Here is a 19,338-nt window from a genome sequence, read left to right on the forward strand (position 1 = left end):
GTTAGACTCGCAACAACCTGCGGCCAACCGGCCGGGTGACATGTTTTCTGCGAGGTCTCTCCATGGCTGACTACAAAGCACCGCTGCGCGACATGCGTTTCGTCCTGAATGAAGTATTCGATGCGCCGGCACTCTGGCAAAGCCTGCCGGCGCTGGCCGAAGTGGTCGATGCACAAACCGCCGACGCCATTCTCGAAGAAGCCGGCAAGATCACCGGCAACACCATCGCACCGCTCAACCGCAGCGGCGATGAAGAAGGCTGCCAATGGGACGAGGGTGCGGTCAGTACGCCTGCCGGTTATCGTGAAGCCTATCGCCTGTACGCCGAAGGCGGCTGGGTGGGCGTCGGTGGCGATCCAGCTTACGGCGGCATGGGCATGCCCAAGGCGATCTCTGCTCAGGTCGAAGAGATGATGAATTCGGCCAGCCTGGCCTTCGGTCTCTATCCGATGCTGACCTCCGGTGCCTGCCTGTCCATCTACGCCCATGCCAGCGAAGCGCTCAAGCAGCAGTACCTGCCGAACATGTACAGCGGCGCCTGGGCCGGATCGATGTGCCTGACCGAACCCCATGCCGGCACCGACCTGGGCATCATCCGCACCAAGGCCGAACCCCAGGGCGATGGCGCCTACAAGATCAGCGGCACCAAGATCTTCATCACCGGCGGCGAACACGATCTGACCGAGAACATCATTCATCTGGTGCTGGCCAAGCTGCCCGATGCGCCGGCCGGCTCGCGCGGCATCTCGCTGTTCCTGGTGCCCAAGGTGATGGTCAATGACGACGGCTCGCTGGGCGAGCGCAACTCGCTTTCCTGCGGCTCCATCGAGCACAAGATGGGCATCCAGGCCTCGGCCACCTGCGTGATGAACTTCGACGGCGCCACCGGCTGGATGGTCGGTGAGCCCAACAAGGGTTTGGCGGCGATGTTCACCATGATGAACTACGAGCGCCTGGGCGTCGGCATCCAAGGCCTGGCGACCGGCGAGCGCTCCTACCAGAGCGCCATCGAATACGCCCGCGAGCGCATCCAGAGCCGTGCCCCGACCGGCGCAGTGGCGCCGGACAAGGCTGCCGATCCGATCATCGTGCATCCCGACGTGCGTCGCATGCTGCTGACCATGAAGGCGCTCAACGAAGGCGGTCGCGCGTTCTCCAGCTACGTCGCGTTGCAGCTGGATATCGCCAAGTTCAGCGAGGATGCCCAGGCGCGTCAGAGGGCTGAATCCCTGGTGGCGCTGCTGACGCCGGTGGCCAAGGCCTTCCTTACCGATATGGGGCTGGAAACCACGATTCATGGCCAGCAGGTCTTCGGTGGTCACGGTTTCATTCGCGAGTGGGGTCAGGAGCAACTGGTACGTGACTGCCGCATCACCCAGATCTACGAAGGCACCAATGGCATCCAGGCGCTGGACCTGCTGGGGCGCAAGGTGGTTGGCAGTGGCGGCGAGCTGTATCGGGTCTTCGCTGACGAGATTCGCAGCTACTGTGCCTCGGCTGATGCGCAGCTGGCCGAGTTCGTCACGCCATTGAAAGCTGCCCTGGATACGCTCGACGAACTGACCGGCTTTGTCCTGGAGCGCGCGAAGAACGATCCCAACGAGATTGGCGCGGCTTCGGTCGAATACCTGCATGCCTTCGGCTACACGGCGTACGCCTACATGTGGGCGCGCATGGCCGCCACTGCTCTGAGCAAGGAAGAGCAGGACGATTTCTACGCGAGCAAGCTGGGCACGGCACGTTTCTACTTTGCCCGGTTGCTGCCGCGTATCGGGTCTCTCAGTGCCTCGGTCAGGGCCGGTAGCGATTCGTTGTACCTGCTCGATGTGACGCAGTTCTAGAAAGCGTCAAGGCACAATGAAATTAATTGGCCATCTTCGGGAACAACGCATCGCTGTATCAAGTCATAAAAAGGTGCCGTTTGTAGTCAATTGCTTACAGGGTTACCGGAAGGTCTCTCTGTAAGCAATAGCTTACAAGTTGCGGTGCGGATGACTACTACAGCTTTATGCAGGCCATCGGTAGTCTTCTGCCACAAGGACGCCGCGCACGGAAGCGCAGACAACAATAAGGATGCTCGGGGAGCGCGCCAGGAAGGCGCAATTCACGGATGTCAGATTCAGTCTGCAAAGACCCTGCTTCGGCGGGGTTTTCTTTTTCTGCCTCCGCCATAGGCCTGATCCAACGATGGCGGCGGTGTTGCTGTCATCTGCGGTGTCTGCGACGCAAGCGCCTGCTGCGATTCCATCCCGCTCGTTCAGGCGCAGCCTCGTTTATGGCTCGGCTGCTTCAGACGAGGCTGGCATGCAGACTCCCGTACCACCAAGCCCGCAATAGCCGCCGGGGTTCTTTGCCAGATATTGCTGGTGATACGCCTCGGCGTAATAGAAGGCTGGCGCCTCGGCAATCTCGGTGGTGATCGGGCCGAAGCCGTGCTCGTTCAACTGGCTCTGGAAGCGCTCCTGGCTGCTTTGCGCCTGGGCCAGTTGTGCGCTATCGAAACAGTAGATGGCGGAGCGGTACTGGGTGCCGATATCGTTGCCCTGGCGCATGCCCTGGGTGGGGTTGTGGGCTTCCCAGAACAGCTTGAGCAGTTCGTCGTAAGTGATCGTCTGCGGGTCGAATACCACCAGCACGGCTTCCGTATGACCGGTCAGGCCGGAGCAGACTTCTTCGTAGCTGGGGTTGGGCGTGATGCCGCCGGCGTAGCCTACGGCAGTAGTCCAGACGCCCGGTTGTTGCCAGAAGCGTCGTTCCGCACCCCAGAAACAGCCCATGGCGAACAATGCCTGCTGCAAATGTGCGGGAAAGGGCGGCTGCAGTGAGTTGCCATTGACGAAATGGGCCGCCGGCACCTGTACCGCAGTGGCGCGGCCTGGCAGGGCCTGTTCCGTCTCCGGCAGAGACTGCTTGTGAACGAGAATCTGTGAGCGCAGGGTCATGGCGTACTCCGGGCAGGGGTTTTGTGCACAGCCTAGCAGGCTGCCGTGCCGATATCAGGCCCAGCGCGGATAGCGTCTCAGGGCTTCGACGAGCTGGGTGCCGGGGATCGGTTTGTCGAACAGGTAGCCCTGGCCGATATCGCAGCGATGATGGCGCAGGAAGGCCAGTTGTGCGGTCGTCTCGATACCCTCGGCGACGACGCTCAGACGCAGGTTGCGCGCCATGGCGATGACGGCGGACGTGATTTCCATGTCGTCCTGATTGCCTGGAATATCCTTGATGAAGCTCCGGTCGATCTTGATCACGTCGATGGGGAATTTCTTCAGGTAACTCAGGGACGAATAGCCGGTGCCGAAATCATCCATCGCCAGCGTTACGCCGAGCGCCTTGAGGCCGAGCAGTTGCTGGCGGGTCTCCTCAGTGGCATCGAGCAGCAGGCTTTCGGTCAGCTCTAGTTCCAGCAGATCGGGTGGCAGCTGTTCTTCGCGAAGAATGGTGGCGATGGAGTCGACCAGGTCGGGGTCGGAAAACTGCTTGGGTGACAGGTTGATGGCGATCTGTGGTGCGCCGAGGCCCAGGGTGGCCAGTTGCACACCGGTGCGACAGGCCTCCCGTGCGACCCACTTGCCGATGGGGATGATGAGCCCGGTTTCCTCCGCCACGCCAATGAACTGATCGGGCCGGATCATGCCCTTTTCAGGATGCTGCCAGCGCAACAGGGCCTCCAGGCCTTGCAGCCGCCCCGTGCGCAGGCACAGCTTGGGCTGGTAGAAGACTTCGAGCTCATCCTGGCTCAGGGCGCGGCGCAGGTTGTTCTCCAGAAACAGCTTGTAGTTGGCCTCGGCGTGCAGGGCTTCGGTGAACACCTGCACCTGATTCTTGCCGTTCGCCTTGGCCTTGTGCAGGGCTTGCCCGGCATGTTTCATCAGCGTTTCCGGGTCGCGCCCGTGCAGCGGGGTGCAGGCCAGGCCCAGCGAGCCGCTGACGCTGATGAGCTGCTTGTCGACGAACAGGGGTTTGTCGGGGTGCTCAGGACCTGATTGGCCAGGCGCTGGCCTTCTTCCAGTCCCATATCGTCGAACAGCAGGGCGAATTCATTGCTGGCGAAGCGCGCCAGCACGCCGTCACGGCTGAGGCCGTTGCGCAGGCGTCGCGCCAGGCTGCTGAGCAGCTTGTCGCCGGTCTGGTGGCCCAGGCTGTCGTTGATACGCTTGAAATTGTCGATATCGACCAGCATCAGGCACAGCCGGGGTTCCTTGCCGCTGGCGAAGCGTTCTTCGAGGCTGCGGATGAAAAAGGGGCGGTTGGCCAGGCTGGTCAGGTTGTCGGTGTAAGCCAGCCGCTCGATATGTTGCTGCGCCAGCTTGCTATGGGTGATGTCTTCGTAGATGCCGATGTAGTGCGTCAGTTCGCCGCTTTCGGCGAACACCTTGGAGATCGACAGCTGCCCCCAGTAGGGCTCCAGATTCTTGCGGCGGCTGTGGAACTCGCCTTGCCAGCTGTTGTGTTGCGCCAGGCTGGACGAAGTGTCGAACAGCATCTCGCTGAGGTTCTCCAGTGCCGTCAGTTCGGCGAGGGGGCGCCCCCGGACCTCGTCCGCGGAATACTGGGTGATGGAGGTGAAGCTCGGATTGACGTAATCGACGATGCCTTCGCGGTCGACCAGAATGAAGGCGCTGGCACTCTGCTCGACCGCACGCTGGAACAGGTGCAGCGTATGGGTGGCGCTGAGTCGCTGCTGGTTGGCCAGTACCTGCGCATACTGGTCGGCGAGTTCGCCGGCAAAGGCGATTTCATCGGGATGCCAGGTGCGTTGATTGCCAGCATTCTCCAGGCAAAGTACGCCGCTCACTTCGCCGCCGAGCCGGATGGTCGCGTCCAGGATGGATGTGATTGCACGGGGTTTGAAAAAGCCCTCGACCAGCTCCTGGGTGCGTGGATCATCGCGGACGTTGCTCACGTCGAGCGCGCGTTCGCTGTGCAGTGCTTGCAGGTAACGCGGGTAGCGCGTCATATCCAGCGCCGTCGGGTATTCGTGGCTGTCGTTGTCGCGTCGGTAGGCGACGATGGCTTCCAGCCGATTGCCGTTCAGATGCCAGATGGCGGCGCGGGAGATTCCGTAGGCCTCGCAGGCGGCCTGGGTGATCAGTTGCGCTGCTTCGAGTTGCGGGTTGGACGAAGTGTAGCGATGCCGGGCAAGGCGAACGATCAGGCTCTGTTGCGCGCGGGAGCGGATCAGGTGTTCCAGATGATTGTCCTGGGCCTGCTGATGGAAATCGAGCATGGCTGAGGGCAGAGCTTGCTGCGGTGCCATGTCCGCGGCGGTCTGTTGCTCGATGATCAGGTAGCCACGGATCAGTTCGCGTCCATACTGCTGGCAGACCTCACCGATCTCCAGCATGTTCAGCGGACCGCTGGCTGCGTGCAGGCGATAGCGGATGGAGTAGTGACCCTGGCTGGCCAGCTGCGTTTGTATGATGTCATGCAGGCGAAGGCGCGCAGGGGGTTCCATCAGGCAGGCATAGGGCGAGTCGATCAGTGAGCAGAGCTCCTCCGCGGGCTGATCCAGGTAGCGCTCGCAGGCGGGGTCCAGATACAGCAAGGCCCAGCTGGATTCGTTCAAACGTTCGAAGCGCAGCATCCCGAGCCTTGAGGGCACTGGCAACTGCGTCACAACCTCGGTCGCCAAACGGCTGGCGGCATCGGTATGTATTTTCATCGAGCGGTTTGCTTCCAGTATGCTGCGGGAGTCTTTCACCAGCTGCGGCGTGTGTGCCCTGAGGCGCTTGCGTGGCTGAATTCATTCAACGACGGCAAGGGTGCATCATGCGGCAAGGCCTGACAAGTCGGCTTTCGAAGTTACTGGTTCTCTCGGTTTTCCTGGTCGTCGGCATCCCCGTGCAGGCGGCTGAGACCAATACCCTGGGCTCCGATGAGCCGGGGAAATACCTCGCCGAACTCAAGGCCCTCTATCTGACTGCCGATGAGCGCATGGCGCTGCTTGCCCATGGCAATGCCCTGCTTGAAACCTACGGGCTGCGGGCGGCCTATCAGGTCGGCCAGGCCAATCCGCAGGACCTGCGCTATCGCCTGGATACGGGTGCGCCAGGCGAGCTGCGCATTCGCGAAGAGCGGCGTGACGCAACCGGCGGCCTCGCAGTGCGCACCCGCAGTTTCTCGGTTTACGGTATGGATCCCTATGTGCAGTATCAATGTCCGCCGCAGGGGGTTGTCTGCACATTCGCCAGTCCCGGTGGCGAGCCCTGGTTGACCATCCTGCGTGATCCCAAGGGTGCCGAGGCGCTGGCCAAGGCATTGTCCTTCCTGTTCCGCAATCTGCAGAAAGGTTGAGCGGAGAGTCGCAAAAGCTTCGCGGCTGAAGCCGCTCCCACGGTGGGTGCAATGCCTCGTAGGTCGGATCACGCTTCACCGACCCGACGAGTAAGGCTATCAGGCGCTGCAAGAGTCGAGGTCTTGTTCGTCGGATTACGCCTTCGGAAACCCGGATTACGCCTTCGGCTAATCCAGGCTACGAAACCTGAAGACGTAGGATGGAATCGCCAACGGCGCTTCCGTCGATGAGCTAAAGGCGAATAAAAACGCCGCATCCGGTTGAAGGCATGCGGCGTTTTTGTCTGCTCAGACGATCACAGCAGTATCGTGCGAATGTCCGCCAGCAGCTCGGAGAGACGCTTGGTGAAGCGCGCCGCCGCGGCCCCGTTGATCACGCGGTGATCGTAGGACAGCGACAGCGGCAGCATCAGGCGTGGCTCGAAGGCCTGACCATCCCATACCGGCTGCATGGTCGCCTTGCTGACACCCAGGATCGCCACTTCCGGCGCGTTGACGATCGGCGTGAAGCCGGTGCCGCCGATGTGACCCAGGCTGGAGATGGTGAAGCAGGCGCCCTGCATTTCATCCGCCGAGAGCTTCTTGCTACGCGCTTTCTCGGCCAGTTGCGCCGCCTCGCCCGCCAGCTGCAGCAGGCTCTTCTGATCGACGTCGCGGATGACCGGCACCATCAGGCCGTCCGGCGTATCCACGGCGAAGCCGACGTGCACGTACTTCTTGCGGATCAGCGCCTTGCCGCTGGGTGCCAGCGAACTGTTGAAGTCCGGCAGCTCCTTGAGCAGGTGTGCGCAAGCCTTGAGCAGCAACGGCAGCACGGTGAGTTTCACCCCGGCTTTTTCCGCCACGGCCTTCTGCGCGGTGCGGAAGGCTTCCAGCTCGGTGATGTCGGCTGACTCGAACTGGGTCACGTGCGGCACGTTGAGCCAGCTGCGGTGCAGGTTGGCGGCGCCGACCTGCATCAGGCGGGTCATCGGCACTTCTTCGGTTTCGCCGAAGCGGCTGAAATCGACCGTCGGAATCGGCGGAATGCCGGCGCCACCGGTGGCCTGGTCGCTGTCCTTGCGCTGCTGCAGCGTGGACTTGACGTAGGCCTGGACGTCTTCCTTGAGGATACGGCCTTTCGGCCCCGTACCCTTGACCTCGGCCAGATCGACGCCGAATTCACGCGCGGTCTGGCGTACCGCCGGACCGGCATGCACCTTGCTACCGGCCTTGCTCGGCCCGCTGACCACCGGCGGCGCCTTGCTGGCTGCTTCGGCTGCCGGCACGCCCTGCTTGTTCGGTGCGATGGACTGCTGCGGAACGGCTTCCTCGGGTGCATCGGCTTTTTTGGTTTCCGCGGCCTGCGGTTTGGCCTTTGCCGGCGCCGTGCCGGCGACCCTCAGTCGCAGGATCAGGTCGCCGGTCTTGGCCTGGTCGCCAATCTTGATTTCCAGGCTTTCCACCACGCCGCCCTTGGGTGCCGGGATTTCCATGCTGGCCTTGTCGGACTCCAGGGTGATCAGCGACTGTTCCGCTTCCACCGTGTCGCCGACGCTGACCATCACCTCGATGACCTCGGCGGTGCCGCTGGAACCGATGTCCGGAACCCGTACCTCTTCGACACTCTCGCCCGCAGGCGCTTCGGCGGGTGCCGAGGCATCGTCATCGCCAGGCGGTGTCGATGCTTCGGTTTCATCCGCCGCGCCGCCGCTGGCCGCACCAGCCGGCTCGGCAGCCGCTTCGGCTGCAGGCGCAGCCTCTTCGGCACCTTCGCTTTCCAGCTCCAGCAGCTCGTCGCCTTCCTTCAGCTTGTCGCCCATCTTGACCTTCAGGCTTTTCACCACGCCGGCTTTCGGCGCGGGGATTTCCATGCTGGCCTTGTCCGACTCCAGCGTCAGGATGCTCTGGTCGGCTTCGATACGGTCGCCGATCTTGACGAACAATTCGATTACTTCACCCTCACCGCTGCCGATGTCGGGTACGCGTATGGTTTCACTCACGATAGGTTCTCCTGTGCGCACGCAGCATCAGCAATCCAGGGGATTGCGCTTCTCGGGGTCGATACCGAACTCGACGATGGCCTCGGCCACCACCTTGCGCTCGATGGCGCCGCGATCGGCCAGCGCCTGCAGCGCGGCGACCGTGACCCAGCGGCGATCGACTTCGAAGAAGTCCCGCAGCTTGCGCCGCGAGTCGCTGCGACCGTAGCCATCGGTGCCCAGCACCTGGTATTCACGCGACGGAACCCACTGGCGAATCTGGTCGGCGAACAGCTTCATGTAGTCGGTCGACGCGATGACCGGGCCTTCGCGCCCCGCCAGGCACTGCTCGACGTAGCTCTTGCGCGGTTCTTCCGTTGGATGCAGACGGTTCCAGTGATCCACTGCCAGACCGTCGCGACGCAGTTCGTTGAAGCTGGTGACGCTCCAGACATCGGCGCCCACGCCCATCTTGGCGAGGATGTCCACCGCGGCCCGCACTTCCAGCAGGATGGTGCCCGAGCCCATCAGCTGCACGCGGTGCTTGAAGTCGCCCTTGGCTTCTTCGAGCAGGTACATGCCCTTGACGATGCCATCCTCGACACCCTCCGGCATGGCCGGCTGCTGGTAGTTCTCGTTCATCACGGTGATGTAGTAGTAGACGCTCTTCTGCTGCTCCATCATCTCGTGCATGCCGTGATGCATGATCACCGCCAGCTCGTAGCCGTAAGTGGGGTCATAGCTGCGGCAGTTGGGGATGGTGCTGGCGAGGATATGGCTGTGGCCGTCCTCGTGCTGCAGGCCTTCGCCGTTGAGCGTGGTGCGCCCGGAGGTGCCGCCCAGCAGGAAGCCGCGCGTCTGCGCGTCGCCCGCCGCCCAGGCCAGGTCGCCGATACGCTGGAAGCCGAACATCGAATAGAAGATGTAGACCGGCAGCATCGGCTGGTTGTAGTTGCTGTAGGCGGTACCGGCGGCGATGAACGAGGAGAAGGCGCCGGCTTCGTTGAGGCCTTCCTGCAGAATCTGCCCATTCTTCTCTTCGCGGTAGTACATCACCTGGTCGCGGTCGACCGGCTCGTACAGCTGCCCCACCGGGGAGTAGATGCCCAGCTGGCGGAACATGCCTTCCATGCCGAAGGTACGCGCCTCGTCGGCGAGGATCGGCACGATGCGCTTGCCCAGATCCTTGTCCTTGATCAGCTGCGAGAGGATCCGGCCAAAGGCCATGGTGGTGGAAATTTCGCGCTCGCCGGAGCCGTCGAGTACGGCCTTGAGGGTTTCCAGCGGCGGCGTCGGGATGCTGAAACTCTTGGGCCGGCGCTGCGGCAGCGAACCGCCGAGCTTCTCGCGGCACTTGCGCAGGTAGCGCATTTCCACGCTGTCTTCGGCGGGGCGGTAGAAGGGCAGATCTTCCAGCTGCGAGTCATCGACCGGGATGTTGAAGCGATCGCGGAATTTCTTCAGGCTCTCGGTATCGACCTTCTTGGTGTTGTGGGCGATGTTCTTCGCCTCGCCGGCACCGGTGCCGTAGCCCTTGATGGTCTTGGCCAGGATGACGGTGGGCTGGCCCTTGTGGTTGACCGCCTGGTGGTAGGCCGCATAGACCTTGTACGGGTCATGGCCACCACGGTTGAGGTTCCAGACCTCCTGGTCGGAGAGCTTCTCGACGCGCTTGAGCAGTTCCGGATCGGCACCGAAGAAATGCTTGCGCACATAGGCGCCATCGTTGGCCTTGTAGTTCTGGTACTCGCCGTCGATGGCTTCGTCCATGCGGCGCTGCATGCGGCCATCTTCGTCGGCGGCGAACAGCGGGTCCCACAGGCGTCCCCAGATGACCTTGACCACGTTCCAGTCGGCGCCGCGGAAGTTGCCTTCCAGTTCCTGAATGATCTTGCCGTTGCCGCGCACCGGGCCGTCGAGGCGCTGCAGGTTGCAGTTGATGACGAAGATCAGGTTGTCGAGGTTTTCGCGCCCGGCCAGTGAAATCGCGCCCAGGGTTTCCGGCTCGTCGCACTCGCCGTCACCGATGAAGCACCATACGCGCTGCTTGCCGGCGGGGATGAAGCCGCGGTTTTCCAGGTACTTCATGAAGCGTGCCTGGTAGATTGCCTGGATCGGACCCAGCCCCATGGACACTGTGGGGAACTGCCAGAAGTCGGGCATCAGGTGCGGGTGCGGATAGGACGAAAGACCGTTGCCATCGACTTCCTGGCGGAAGTTGTTCATCTGATCTTCGGTCAGGCGGCCTTCGAGGAAGGCGCGGGCGTAGATGCCGGGCGAGGCGTGGCCCTGATAGTAGATCAGGTCGCCACCGTGTTCCTCGTTCGGGGCCTGGAAGAAATAGTTGAAGCCGATGTCGTAGAGCGTCGCGCTGGAGGCGAAGGTGGAGATATGGCCGCCCAGGTCAGGGTCCTTCAGGTTCGCGCGCATCACCATCGCCAGCGCGTTCCAGCGGACCAGGGAGCGGATGCGTCGCTCCATGAACAGGTCGCCGGGCATCAGCGCTTCGTGGCTGGCGGGAATGGTGTTGCGGTAGGGCGTGGTGATGGCGTAGGGCAGCTGGGTGCCGGTGCGGGTGGCCAGTTCACCCATGCGGGTCAACAGGTAGTGCGCTCGCTCTTCACCCTCGTTATCGAGTACGGATTCGAGGGCGTCCAGCCATTCCTGGGTTTCGACGGGATCGAGATCTTGCATGGCTTGCTCCAGGGCGGAAAGGCTTCCAGAATCGGTTGCCTGCTTCGCTGCCGGCTTTGTGGGCCGGCGCGTATATGTTCTTGGATTTTGTGCCGGGGGTAGAACCGGTCCTGTAGTTTTACTACAAAACTACGGTTGATTCAGCCCCCTGCAACATTCTTTCGTAGTAAAACTACAATTGCGGCGACTCAGCCTGTCCGGCTGATTTCAGCGCCAAGGCTCTAGCCTAGGTGTTTGCGCTGCCCGCAGCCGTTATCGGCACTGAGGATGCTATATGAGTCTGCCATCATTGGTTGCACTGCCGACATCGCTATTGCCATTGGTCACCCGTGCCAGGGAGTCGTTCCTCGATGCGGCGCGTGATGTCTCGGCGCAGGCCGTGGAGGAGTTCCTCGCCTGGCCTGTCGAGCGAGGTGAGGCTTTCGAGCGGGTCTGCGCGGCCAGCGATTTTGTCACCGAACAGGTTAGCCGAGATCCCGAAATGTTGCTGCAGCTGGCCGAGGCCGGGTTGCTTGAACGCCGCCTGCGCACGGGCGAGATGCACACGGCGCTGAATGCGCTGCTGGCCGATTGCGCGGACGAAGCCGCTCTGGCGACCCTGCTCAGGCGTTTTCGCAATCGCCAGCAGGTGCGGATCATCTGGCGTGATCTGACGCGCCAGGCGGACCTGGCCGAAACCTGCGGCGATTTGTCCGACATGGCCGATACCTGCATCGATCTGGCCTATCGCTGGCTGTATGCGCGCCATTGCGAACAGTTTGGCGTGCCGACCGGGCGCAGAAGCGGTCGCCCGCAACATCTGGTGGTGCTCGGCATGGGCAAGCTGGGCGCTCATGAACTCAATCTGTCATCGGATATCGACCTGATCTTCGGCTATCCGGAAGGCGGCGAAACCACGGGCGCGCGGCGCTCGCTGGACAACCAGGAGTTTTTCGTCCGCCTCGGACAACGACTGATCAAGGCGCTGGATGCACCCACCGTCGATGGTTTCGTGTTCCGCGTGGACATGCGTCTGCGCCCCTATGGCTCATCCGGCGCGCTGGTGATGAGCTTCAGCGCGCTGGAGCAGTATTACCAGGACCAGGGGCGCGACTGGGAACGCTACGCAATGATCAAGGCGCGAGTGGTCGGCGGCGATCAGGAGGCCGGCCGGGAGCTGCTCGATATCCTGCGGCCTTTCGTCTATCGGCGTTACCTGGATTTTTCCGCCATCGATGCGCTACGCGGCATGAAGCAGCTGATCCAGCAGGAGGTGCGGCGCAAGGGCGTGGCGGCGAATATCAAATTGGGCGCGGGTGGCATTCGCGAGGTGGAATTCATCGCCCAGGCGTTCCAGCTGATTCACGGCGGACGCGACCTGAGCCTGCAGCAACGACCGCTGCTCAAGGTGCTGGCGACCCTGGCGGGGCAGGGCTATATGCCCGCTGCTGCGGTCGAGGAGTTGCGCGAAGGCTATGAATTCCTGCGTTACACCGAGCATGCGCTGCAGGCCATCGACGACCGCCAGACCCAGATGCTGCCCGATAACCGCATCGACTGCGACCGCGTGGCCTTCATGCTCGGTTTCGACGGCTGGAGCGCGTTCCATGAACGGCTGCTGCATTGGCGCAGCCGGGTCGACTGGCACTTCCGCCAGGTGATCGCCGACCCCGACGAGGATGAGCTGGGCGAGGGTGAAGCGCTGGTCGGGGGGGAGTGGTTGCCGCTGTGGGAGCAGGATTGGGACGAGGAATTCGCCTGTCGCCAGTTGAGCGACGCGGGATTTCGCGACGGCCAGGTCGCCTGCCAGCGGCTCGCCGCGCTGCGCAGTGGCAAGCAGGTGCGGACCATGCAGAGGCTGGGGCGCGAACGTCTGGATGCCTTCATTCCACGGCTCCTGGCGCAGGCGGTCGAGCAGGATGATCCGGATCTGGTGCTTGAGCGGGTGCTGCCGCTGATCGAGGCAGTGGCGCGGCGTTCGGCCTATCTGGTGCTGCTGACGGAAAACCCCGGTGCCTTGCAGCGGCTGCTGGAGCTTTGCGCGGGCAGCCCCTGGATCGCCGAACAGATCGCGCGCTTTCCGCTGCTGCTCGACGAACTGCTCAATGTCGGGCGGCTGTTCCGGCCACCGCAAGCGCCGGAGCTGGCCGCCGAGCTGCGCGAGCGGCTGGCGCGCATTCCCGAGGATGACCTGGAGCAGCAGATGGAGGCGCTGCGTCATTTCAAGCTGGCGCACCGGCTGCGCGTGGCGGCCTCGGAGCTCGCAGGCACGCTGCCGCTGATGAAAGTCAGTGATTACCTGACCTGGCTCGCCGAGGCGATTCTCAACGAAGTGCTGGCCCTGGCCTGGCATCACACGGTGACGCGGCATGGCCGGCCCCGGCGCACCGACGGCGAGCTGTGCGACCCGGCCTTTATCGTGGTGGGCTACGGCAAGGTCGGCGGCATCGAACTGGGCCATGGGTCCGACCTGGACCTGGTGTTCATTCACGACGGCGATTCCAATGCGGAAACCGACGGCGCCAAACCCATCGATGGCGCGCAGTTCTTTACCCGCCTGGGCCAGCGCATCATTCATCTGCTGACGACCCAGACCACCTCCGGCCAGCTCTACGAAGTCGATATGCGCCTGCGGCCTTCCGGGGCTTCCGGGCTGCTGGTCGGCTCACTGAGCGCCTTTGAACGCTACCAGAGCGAGGAAGCCTGGACCTGGGAGCACCAGGCGCTGGTGCGTGCGCGGGTGCTGGTCGGCTGCCCGCAACTGGCGCAGGATTTCGAGCGGGTGCGCGCCGCCGTACTGGGGCGACCGCGTGACCTGGGGCAGTTGCGCAGCGAGGTCAGCGAGATGCGTGCGAAGATGCGCGACAACCTTGGCACCCGCGTGACGCACGCCGGCATGGCGGACAAGGCGTTCGAGGCGCAGGGCGAGTTCAATCTCAAGCAGGACGCCGGTGGTATCGTGGATATCGAATTTATGGTGCAATACGCGGCTCTGGCGTGGTCGCACCAGCATCCGCAACTGCTGCGCTATACCGATAACATCCGCATTCTCGACGGGTTGGAGCAGGCCGGGTTGATGACCGGCGATGAGGTTCGGCTGCTGCAGGACGCCTACAAGGCCTACCGTGGCGCAGCTCACCGGCAATCACTGCAAAAACTGCCCGAAGTGGTGAGTGGGGACCAATTTCATGATGAGCGTCGCGCAGTCATGCGCATCTGGCGTGAGCTTGGGCTCAGCTGATTCTCGTCTGACAAACAGAGCATTTATCGAATTCCGAGGTGGCAACCAATGTCGATGGCCGATCGTGATGGCGTGATCTGGTATGACGGCGAACTGGTCGAATGGCGTAACGCGACCACACATGTGCTGACCCACAGCCTGCACTACGGCATGGGGGTCTTCGAGGGTGTGCGCGCCTACAACACGCCGCAGGGCACGGCGATCTTCCGCCTGCAGGCGCACACCGACCGCCTGTTCGACTCCGCCCACATCATGGGCATGAAGATTCCTTTCACCAAGGAACAGATCAACGAAGCGACCCGTGCCGCAGTGCGCGAGAACAACCTGGAAAGCGCCTACGTCCGTCCGCTGGTGTTCTACGGATCGGAAGGCATGGGCATCCGTGCCGACAACCTGAAGGTGCATGTGGTCATCGCGGCCTGGCATTGGGGCGCCTACATGGGCGACGAGGCGCTGGAAAACGGCATCAAGATCCGCACCAGTTCCTTCACCCGGCACCACGTCAACATCACCATGACCCGCGCCAAATCCAGCGGCAGCTACGTCAACTCGATGCTGGCGCTGCAGGAAGCGGTGTCCGCCGGTGCCGACGAGGCGCTGCTGCTCGATCCGGAAGGCTACGTGGCCGAAGGCTCCGGCGAGAACATCTTCATCATCAAGGACGGCGTGATCTACACCCCGGAAGTCACCGCCTGCCTGAACGGCATCACCCGCGGCACCGTGCTGGCGCTGGCGCGCGAATTCGGCATCGAGATCGTCGAGAAGCGCATCACCCGCGACGAGGTCTATATCGCCGACGAGGCCTTCTTCACCGGCACCGCCGCCGAGGTCACCCCGATTCGCGAGCTCGACGGTCGTCAGATCGGCATCGGTCGCCGCGGCCCGGTTACCGAGAAGCTGCAGAAAGCCTACTTCGACCTGGTCACCGGCAAGACCGACGCGCACGCCGAATGGCGGACGCTCGTAGGCTAAAGGCTCTAGGCTGAAGGCTGGACGAGGTGCCTCTTCGTTCAGCCTCAAGCCTTTAGCCTATTAGCGGCTTTTGCTATGAATATTCTGATCGTAGGTCCCAGTTGGGTGGGCGACATGGTGATGGCGCAGACGCTGTTCGTCTGCCTGAAACAGCGCCATCCCGACTGCCAGATCGACGTGCTGGCGCCCGAGTGGAGCCGGCCGATTCTCGAACGCATGCCCGAGGTGCGCCAGGCGCTGAGTTTCCCGCTCGGCCACGGCGTGCTGGACCTGGCGACCCGGCGCACCGTCGCGCAGGGCCTGCGTGGTCAATACGAGCAGGCGATCCTGCTGCCCAATTCGCTGAAGTCCGCCCTGGTGCCGTTCTTCGCCGGCATTCCCAAGCGCACCGGCTGGCGCGGCGAGATGCGCTTCGGCCTGCTCAACGACATGCGCAAGCTCGACAAGCAGCGCTACCCGCTGATGATCGAGCGCTTCATGGCGCTGGCGTTCGAGGCGGATGCCGAGCTGCCCCGGCCTTACCCGCAGCCGCGCCTGCGGATCGACGAAGCCAGTCGCGCAGCGGCGCTCGCCAGGTTCGGCCTGGAACTGGATCGCCCGGTGCTGGTGCTGTGTCCCGGTGCCGAATTCGGCGAAGCCAAGCGCTGGCCTTCCGAGCACTACGCTGCCGTGGCCGAGGCGAAGATTCGCGCCGGCTGGCAGGTCTGGCTGTTCGGCTCGAAGAAGGACCACCCGGTTGGCGAGGCGATTCGCGACGAACTGATTCCCGGCCTGCAGGAAGAAGCGATCAACCTGTGCGGTGAAACCAGCCTGGCCGAGGCCATCGATCTGATGTCCTGTGCCACGGCGGTGGTGTCCAACGATTCGGGCCTGATGCATGTGGCCGCTGCGCTCAACCGGCCCCTGGTGGCGGTATATGGCTCGACGTCGCCGCAGTTCACGCCGCCGTTGGCCGATCAGGTGGAGATCGTCCGTCTCGGCCTGGAATGCAGCCCCTGCTTCGACCGTACCTGCCGCTTCGGTCACTACAATTGCCTGCGCGATCTGCATCCGCAGCCGGTGCTGGATGCGCTGCAACGCCTGGCCGGCGACCCGCTGGCCGACCCGCTGCCGCTGGAGCACTGAGTGCGCGTTCTGCTGATCAAGACCTCGTCGCTGGGCGACGTCGTGCATACCCTGCCGGCGCTGACCGATGCGCAACGGGCGATTCCCGGCATCCAGTTCGACTGGGTGGTCGAGGAAGGCTTCGCCGAGATTCCCGCCTGGCATCCGGCGGTAGCCCAGGTGATTCCCGTCGCCATCCGTCGCTGGCGCAAGCACCCGCTGCAGACCCTGCGTTCCGGTGAGTGGCGGCGCTTCAAGGCGCGCCTGCGCGAAACCCGTTACGACTTGGTTATCGATGCCCAGGGCCTGCTGAAAAGCGCCTGGCTGACCCGCTACGTCAAGGCGCCGGTGGCCGGCCTGGATCGCGACTCGGCACGCGAGCCGCTGGCGTCGCGCTTCTATGATCGCCGCTATGCCGTGCCGCGCGAGCAGCATGCGCTGGAACGGGTGCGCCAGCTGTTCGCCCATGCGTTGGGCTACCAGCTGCCGCAGGATATCGGCGACTACGGCCTGGATCGCGCTCAGTTGGCCGCGCCTGGCGAGCAGCCTTATCTGCTGTTCCTGCACGGTACCACCTGGCCGAGCAAGCACTGGCCGGAAACCTACTGGCGCGAGCTGGCCGAGCGCATGAGCGCCTTCGGCTGGGCGATTCGCCTGCCCTGGGGCAACGCCGAGGAGAAGGCCCGCGCCGAACGTATCGCCGAAGGTATCGACGGCGCGTCCGTGCTGCCCCGGCTGAATCTCGGCGGCGTGGCCAAGGTGGTCGCCGGTGCCCGCGCCTGCGTGGCGGTGGATACCGGCCTCGGGCATCTGGCCGCCGCGCTGGATGTGCCGAGCATCTCGCTTTACGGCCCGACCCTGCCTGGGCGCGTGGGCACCTATGGTCGCTCGCAAGTGCATTTGTGCGCGACAGGCCCGAACGCCGGCAAAGGCGACCGCCACATACCCTGCTTCGACGACCTGCTGCCCGAGCGCGTCGCCAGTGAACTCAAGGCCCTGTTGCGGTCATCGGAGACGAACTGATGCAATTGGCCTTTATCCTCTACAAGTACTTTCCCTTTGGCGGGCTGCAGCGCGATTTCATGCGTATCGCGCTGGAATGCCAGCGTCGCGGCCACGGCATCCGTGTCTACGCGATGATCTGGGAAGGCGAGGTGCCGGACGGCTTCGAGGTGCTGATCGCACCGGTCAAGGCGCTGTTCAATCACACCCGCAACGAACGCTTCACCGCCTGGGTCGAGCGTGATCTCGCAGCGCGTCCGGTGGACCGCGTGGTGGGTTTCAACAAGATGCCGGGTCTGGATGTCTACTACGCCGCCGACCCCTGCTTCGAGGACAAGGCGCAAACCCTGCGTAATCCGATCTACCGCCGCTGGGGCCGCTACAAGCACTTCGCCGAGTACGAGCGAGCGGTGTTCGCGCCCGACTCGAAAACCGAGATCCTGATGATTTCCGAGGTGCAGCAGCCGTTGTTCGTCAAACACTACGGCACGCCGGCGGAGCGTTTTCATCTGCTGCCGCCGGGCATCGCCCAGGACCGCCGCGCGCCGGCCAATGCAGCGGAAATACGTGCCGAGTTTCGCGAGGAGTTCGAGCTGGGCGCCGACGAGCTGGTGCTGGTGCAGATCGGCTCCGGCTTCAAGACCAAGGGCGTCGACCGCAGCCTCAAGGCGCTTGCAGCGCTGCCGCGTGAGCTGAAGAGGCGCACACGGCTGCTGGTGATCGGGCAGGACGATCCCAAGCCCTTCAAGCTGCAGGCCAAGACACTGGGCATTTCGAGCATGGTGGAGTTTCTCAAGGGGCGCAGTGATATTCCGCGCTTTCTGCTGGGCGCCGACCTGCTGATCCATCCCGCCTACAACGAAAATACCGGCACCGTCCTGCTGGAGGCGCTGGTTGCCGGCCTGCCGGTGCTGGTCAGTGATGTCTGCGGCTATGCCCACTATATTGGCGATGCCGATTGTGGCCGTGTCGTGCCCAGCCCGTTCGAGCAAGCCACGCTGGACCGCATGCTGGCGCAGATGCTCGCCGATGATCAGCAGCGTGTCGTCTGGGGCCGCAATGCGCTGCGCTATGCCGACAGCGCCGATCTTTACAGCATGCCGCAGCGCGCTGCCGATGTGATTCTCGGGGAGCGGCCATGAGCGAGCAGGCTGTTGCGGCCCGGTTCTCGGGCATGACCCGTTCCTACAGGGTCAGGACGCAGGCTGCGTGCCGCCTCGTAGGAACGGACCATGCCCGCGAAGCCGCTCATGGCGCGAGCGGGTGTCAACAATGAAGCTGATCCTCGCCGAACCCTTCAAAACCCTCTGGCAAGGCCGGGACCCCTTCGTCGAGGTCGAGCGTCTGCAAGGCCAGATCTACCGCGAGCTGGAGGGGCGTCGCACCCTGCGCACCGAGATTGACGGTCGCGGCTACTTCGTCAAGATCCATCGCGGCATCGGCTGGGGTGAGATCGTCAAGAACCTGCTCACCGCCAAGGCTCCGGTGCTCGGCGCAGGCCAGGAATGGCGTGCCATCGAGCGCCTGCAAGAGGCCGGCGTGCCGACCATGACAGCCGTCGCCTACGGCGAGCGCGGGGCCAATCCGGCGACCCAGCACTCGTTCATCATCACCGAAGAGCTGGCGCCAACCGTCAGCCTCGAGGATTTTTCGGTCAATTGGCGTGAACAGCCGCCGTTACCGGCGCTCAAGCGCGCACTGATCGCCGAAGTCGCACGCATGGCCGGCACCATGCACCGCGCCGGGGTCAATCATCGGGATTTCTATATCTGCCATTTTCTGTTGCACACCGACAAAGCCGTAACCGCTGAAGATTTCCGCCTGTCGCTGATCGACCTGCACCGCGCCCAGGTTCGCCCCGGGACGCCACGCCGCTGGCGCGACAAGGATCTGGCCGGGCTGTACTTCTCGGCACTGGACATCGGCCTGACCCGTCGCGACCGCCTGCGTTTCCTGAAGGGCTATTTCAAAAAGCCGCTGCGCGAGATCCTGCGTGACGAAGCGGTCTTGTTGCGCTGGCTGGAAGGCAAGGCGGAGAAGCTGCAGGCGCGCTTCGAGCGTAAATACGCACCGGGAGCACAAGGGTGAGCG

The 19,338-nt window shown here is 63.5% G+C and carries 13 protein-coding genes; 8 read left to right on the forward strand and 5 right to left on the reverse strand.

The window, feature by feature from the left end; genetic code table 11:
• Nucleotides 1–62 precede the first annotated feature (62 nt).
• A complete protein-coding gene (locus tag G7020_RS08680; RefSeq protein ID WP_181083768.1) occupies nt 63–1,841 on the forward strand; it encodes an acyl-CoA dehydrogenase C-terminal domain-containing protein in 1,779 nt (592 codons plus the stop codon).
• A 432-nt stretch (nt 1,842–2,273) separates the two neighbouring features.
• Here G7020_RS08680 and msrA read toward each other — a convergent pair whose 3' ends face one another.
• The 3 genes from msrA to G7020_RS08690 are packed head-to-tail and all read right to left on the reverse strand — an operon-like array spanning nt 2,274 to nt 5,662.
• Complete coding sequence (msrA, locus tag G7020_RS08685) at nt 2,274–2,942, reverse strand: peptide-methionine (S)-S-oxide reductase MsrA (protein ID WP_181083770.1); 669 nt, start codon at nt 2,940–2,942, stop codon at nt 2,274–2,276.
• Between the two features lie 54 nt (nt 2,943–2,996).
• On the reverse strand, nt 2,997–3,956 hold the full coding sequence (locus G7020_RS24330) for a putative bifunctional diguanylate cyclase/phosphodiesterase (RefSeq protein WP_423835628.1): 960 nt from the start codon (nt 3,954–3,956) through the stop codon (nt 2,997–2,999).
• Nucleotides 3,869–5,662, reverse strand: a complete 1,794-nt coding sequence (locus G7020_RS08690; RefSeq protein WP_423835621.1) for a diguanylate cyclase domain-containing protein — start codon at nt 5,660–5,662, stop codon at nt 3,869–3,871. Before G7020_RS08690 ends, G7020_RS24330 begins: the two co-directional genes overlap by 88 nt.
• A gap of 107 nt (nt 5,663–5,769) precedes the next feature.
• Between G7020_RS08690 and G7020_RS08695 the strand changes: the two genes are divergently transcribed.
• On the forward strand, nt 5,770–6,294 hold the full coding sequence (locus G7020_RS08695) for a hypothetical protein (RefSeq protein ID WP_181083772.1): 525 nt from the start codon (nt 5,770–5,772) through the stop codon (nt 6,292–6,294).
• A 296-nt stretch (nt 6,295–6,590) separates the two neighbouring features.
• Here the strand turns inward: G7020_RS08695 and aceF are convergent, their stop codons facing one another.
• A complete protein-coding gene (gene aceF, locus G7020_RS08700; protein WP_181083774.1) occupies nt 6,591–8,276 on the reverse strand; it encodes a dihydrolipoyllysine-residue acetyltransferase in 1,686 nt (561 codons plus the stop codon).
• A gap of 27 nt (nt 8,277–8,303) precedes the next feature.
• Nucleotides 8,304–10,949, reverse strand: coding sequence for a pyruvate dehydrogenase (acetyl-transferring), homodimeric type (aceE, locus tag G7020_RS08705; RefSeq protein WP_181083776.1), 2,646 nt, complete (start codon nt 10,947–10,949; stop codon nt 8,304–8,306).
• 274 nt (nt 10,950–11,223) lie between these two features.
• On the opposite strand from aceE, the gene glnE reads away from it, so the two are divergent.
• From glnE to rfaP, 6 genes are all read left to right on the forward strand, one after another.
• Nucleotides 11,224–14,169, forward strand: coding sequence for a bifunctional [glutamate--ammonia ligase]-adenylyl-L-tyrosine phosphorylase/[glutamate--ammonia-ligase] adenylyltransferase (gene glnE / locus G7020_RS08710; protein WP_181083778.1), 2,946 nt, complete (start codon nt 11,224–11,226; stop codon nt 14,167–14,169).
• Between the two features lie 48 nt (nt 14,170–14,217).
• Nucleotides 14,218–15,141 carry a branched-chain amino acid transaminase gene (locus tag G7020_RS08715; protein ID WP_181083780.1) on the forward strand — a complete coding sequence of 308 codons (924 nt, stop codon included), beginning with the start codon at nt 14,218–14,220 and terminating at the stop codon, nt 15,139–15,141.
• Between the two features lie 75 nt (nt 15,142–15,216).
• The gene (gene waaF / locus G7020_RS08720; protein ID WP_181083782.1) at nt 15,217–16,266 is read left to right on the forward strand and encodes a lipopolysaccharide heptosyltransferase II; all 1,050 of its coding nucleotides are present in this window, start codon (nt 15,217–15,219) and stop codon (nt 16,264–16,266) included.
• Nucleotides 16,267–17,268 carry a lipopolysaccharide heptosyltransferase I gene (gene waaC / locus G7020_RS08725; protein WP_181083784.1) on the forward strand — a complete coding sequence of 334 codons (1,002 nt, stop codon included), beginning with the start codon at nt 16,267–16,269 and terminating at the stop codon, nt 17,266–17,268.
• The gene (locus G7020_RS08730) at nt 17,268–18,389 is read left to right on the forward strand and encodes a glycosyltransferase family 4 protein (protein WP_181083786.1); all 1,122 of its coding nucleotides are present in this window, start codon (nt 17,268–17,270) and stop codon (nt 18,387–18,389) included. The genes waaC and G7020_RS08730 overlap by 1 nt, the downstream gene beginning before the upstream one ends.
• Before the next feature lie 130 nt (nt 18,390–18,519).
• Complete coding sequence (gene rfaP, locus G7020_RS08735; protein WP_181083788.1) at nt 18,520–19,335, forward strand: lipopolysaccharide core heptose(I) kinase RfaP; 816 nt, start codon at nt 18,520–18,522, stop codon at nt 19,333–19,335.
• Nucleotides 19,336–19,338: the final 3 nt, after the last annotated feature.

Source organism: Stutzerimonas stutzeri (genome assembly GCF_013522825.1).
Lineage (GTDB): Bacteria > Pseudomonadota > Gammaproteobacteria > Pseudomonadales > Pseudomonadaceae > Stutzerimonas > Stutzerimonas stutzeri_AK.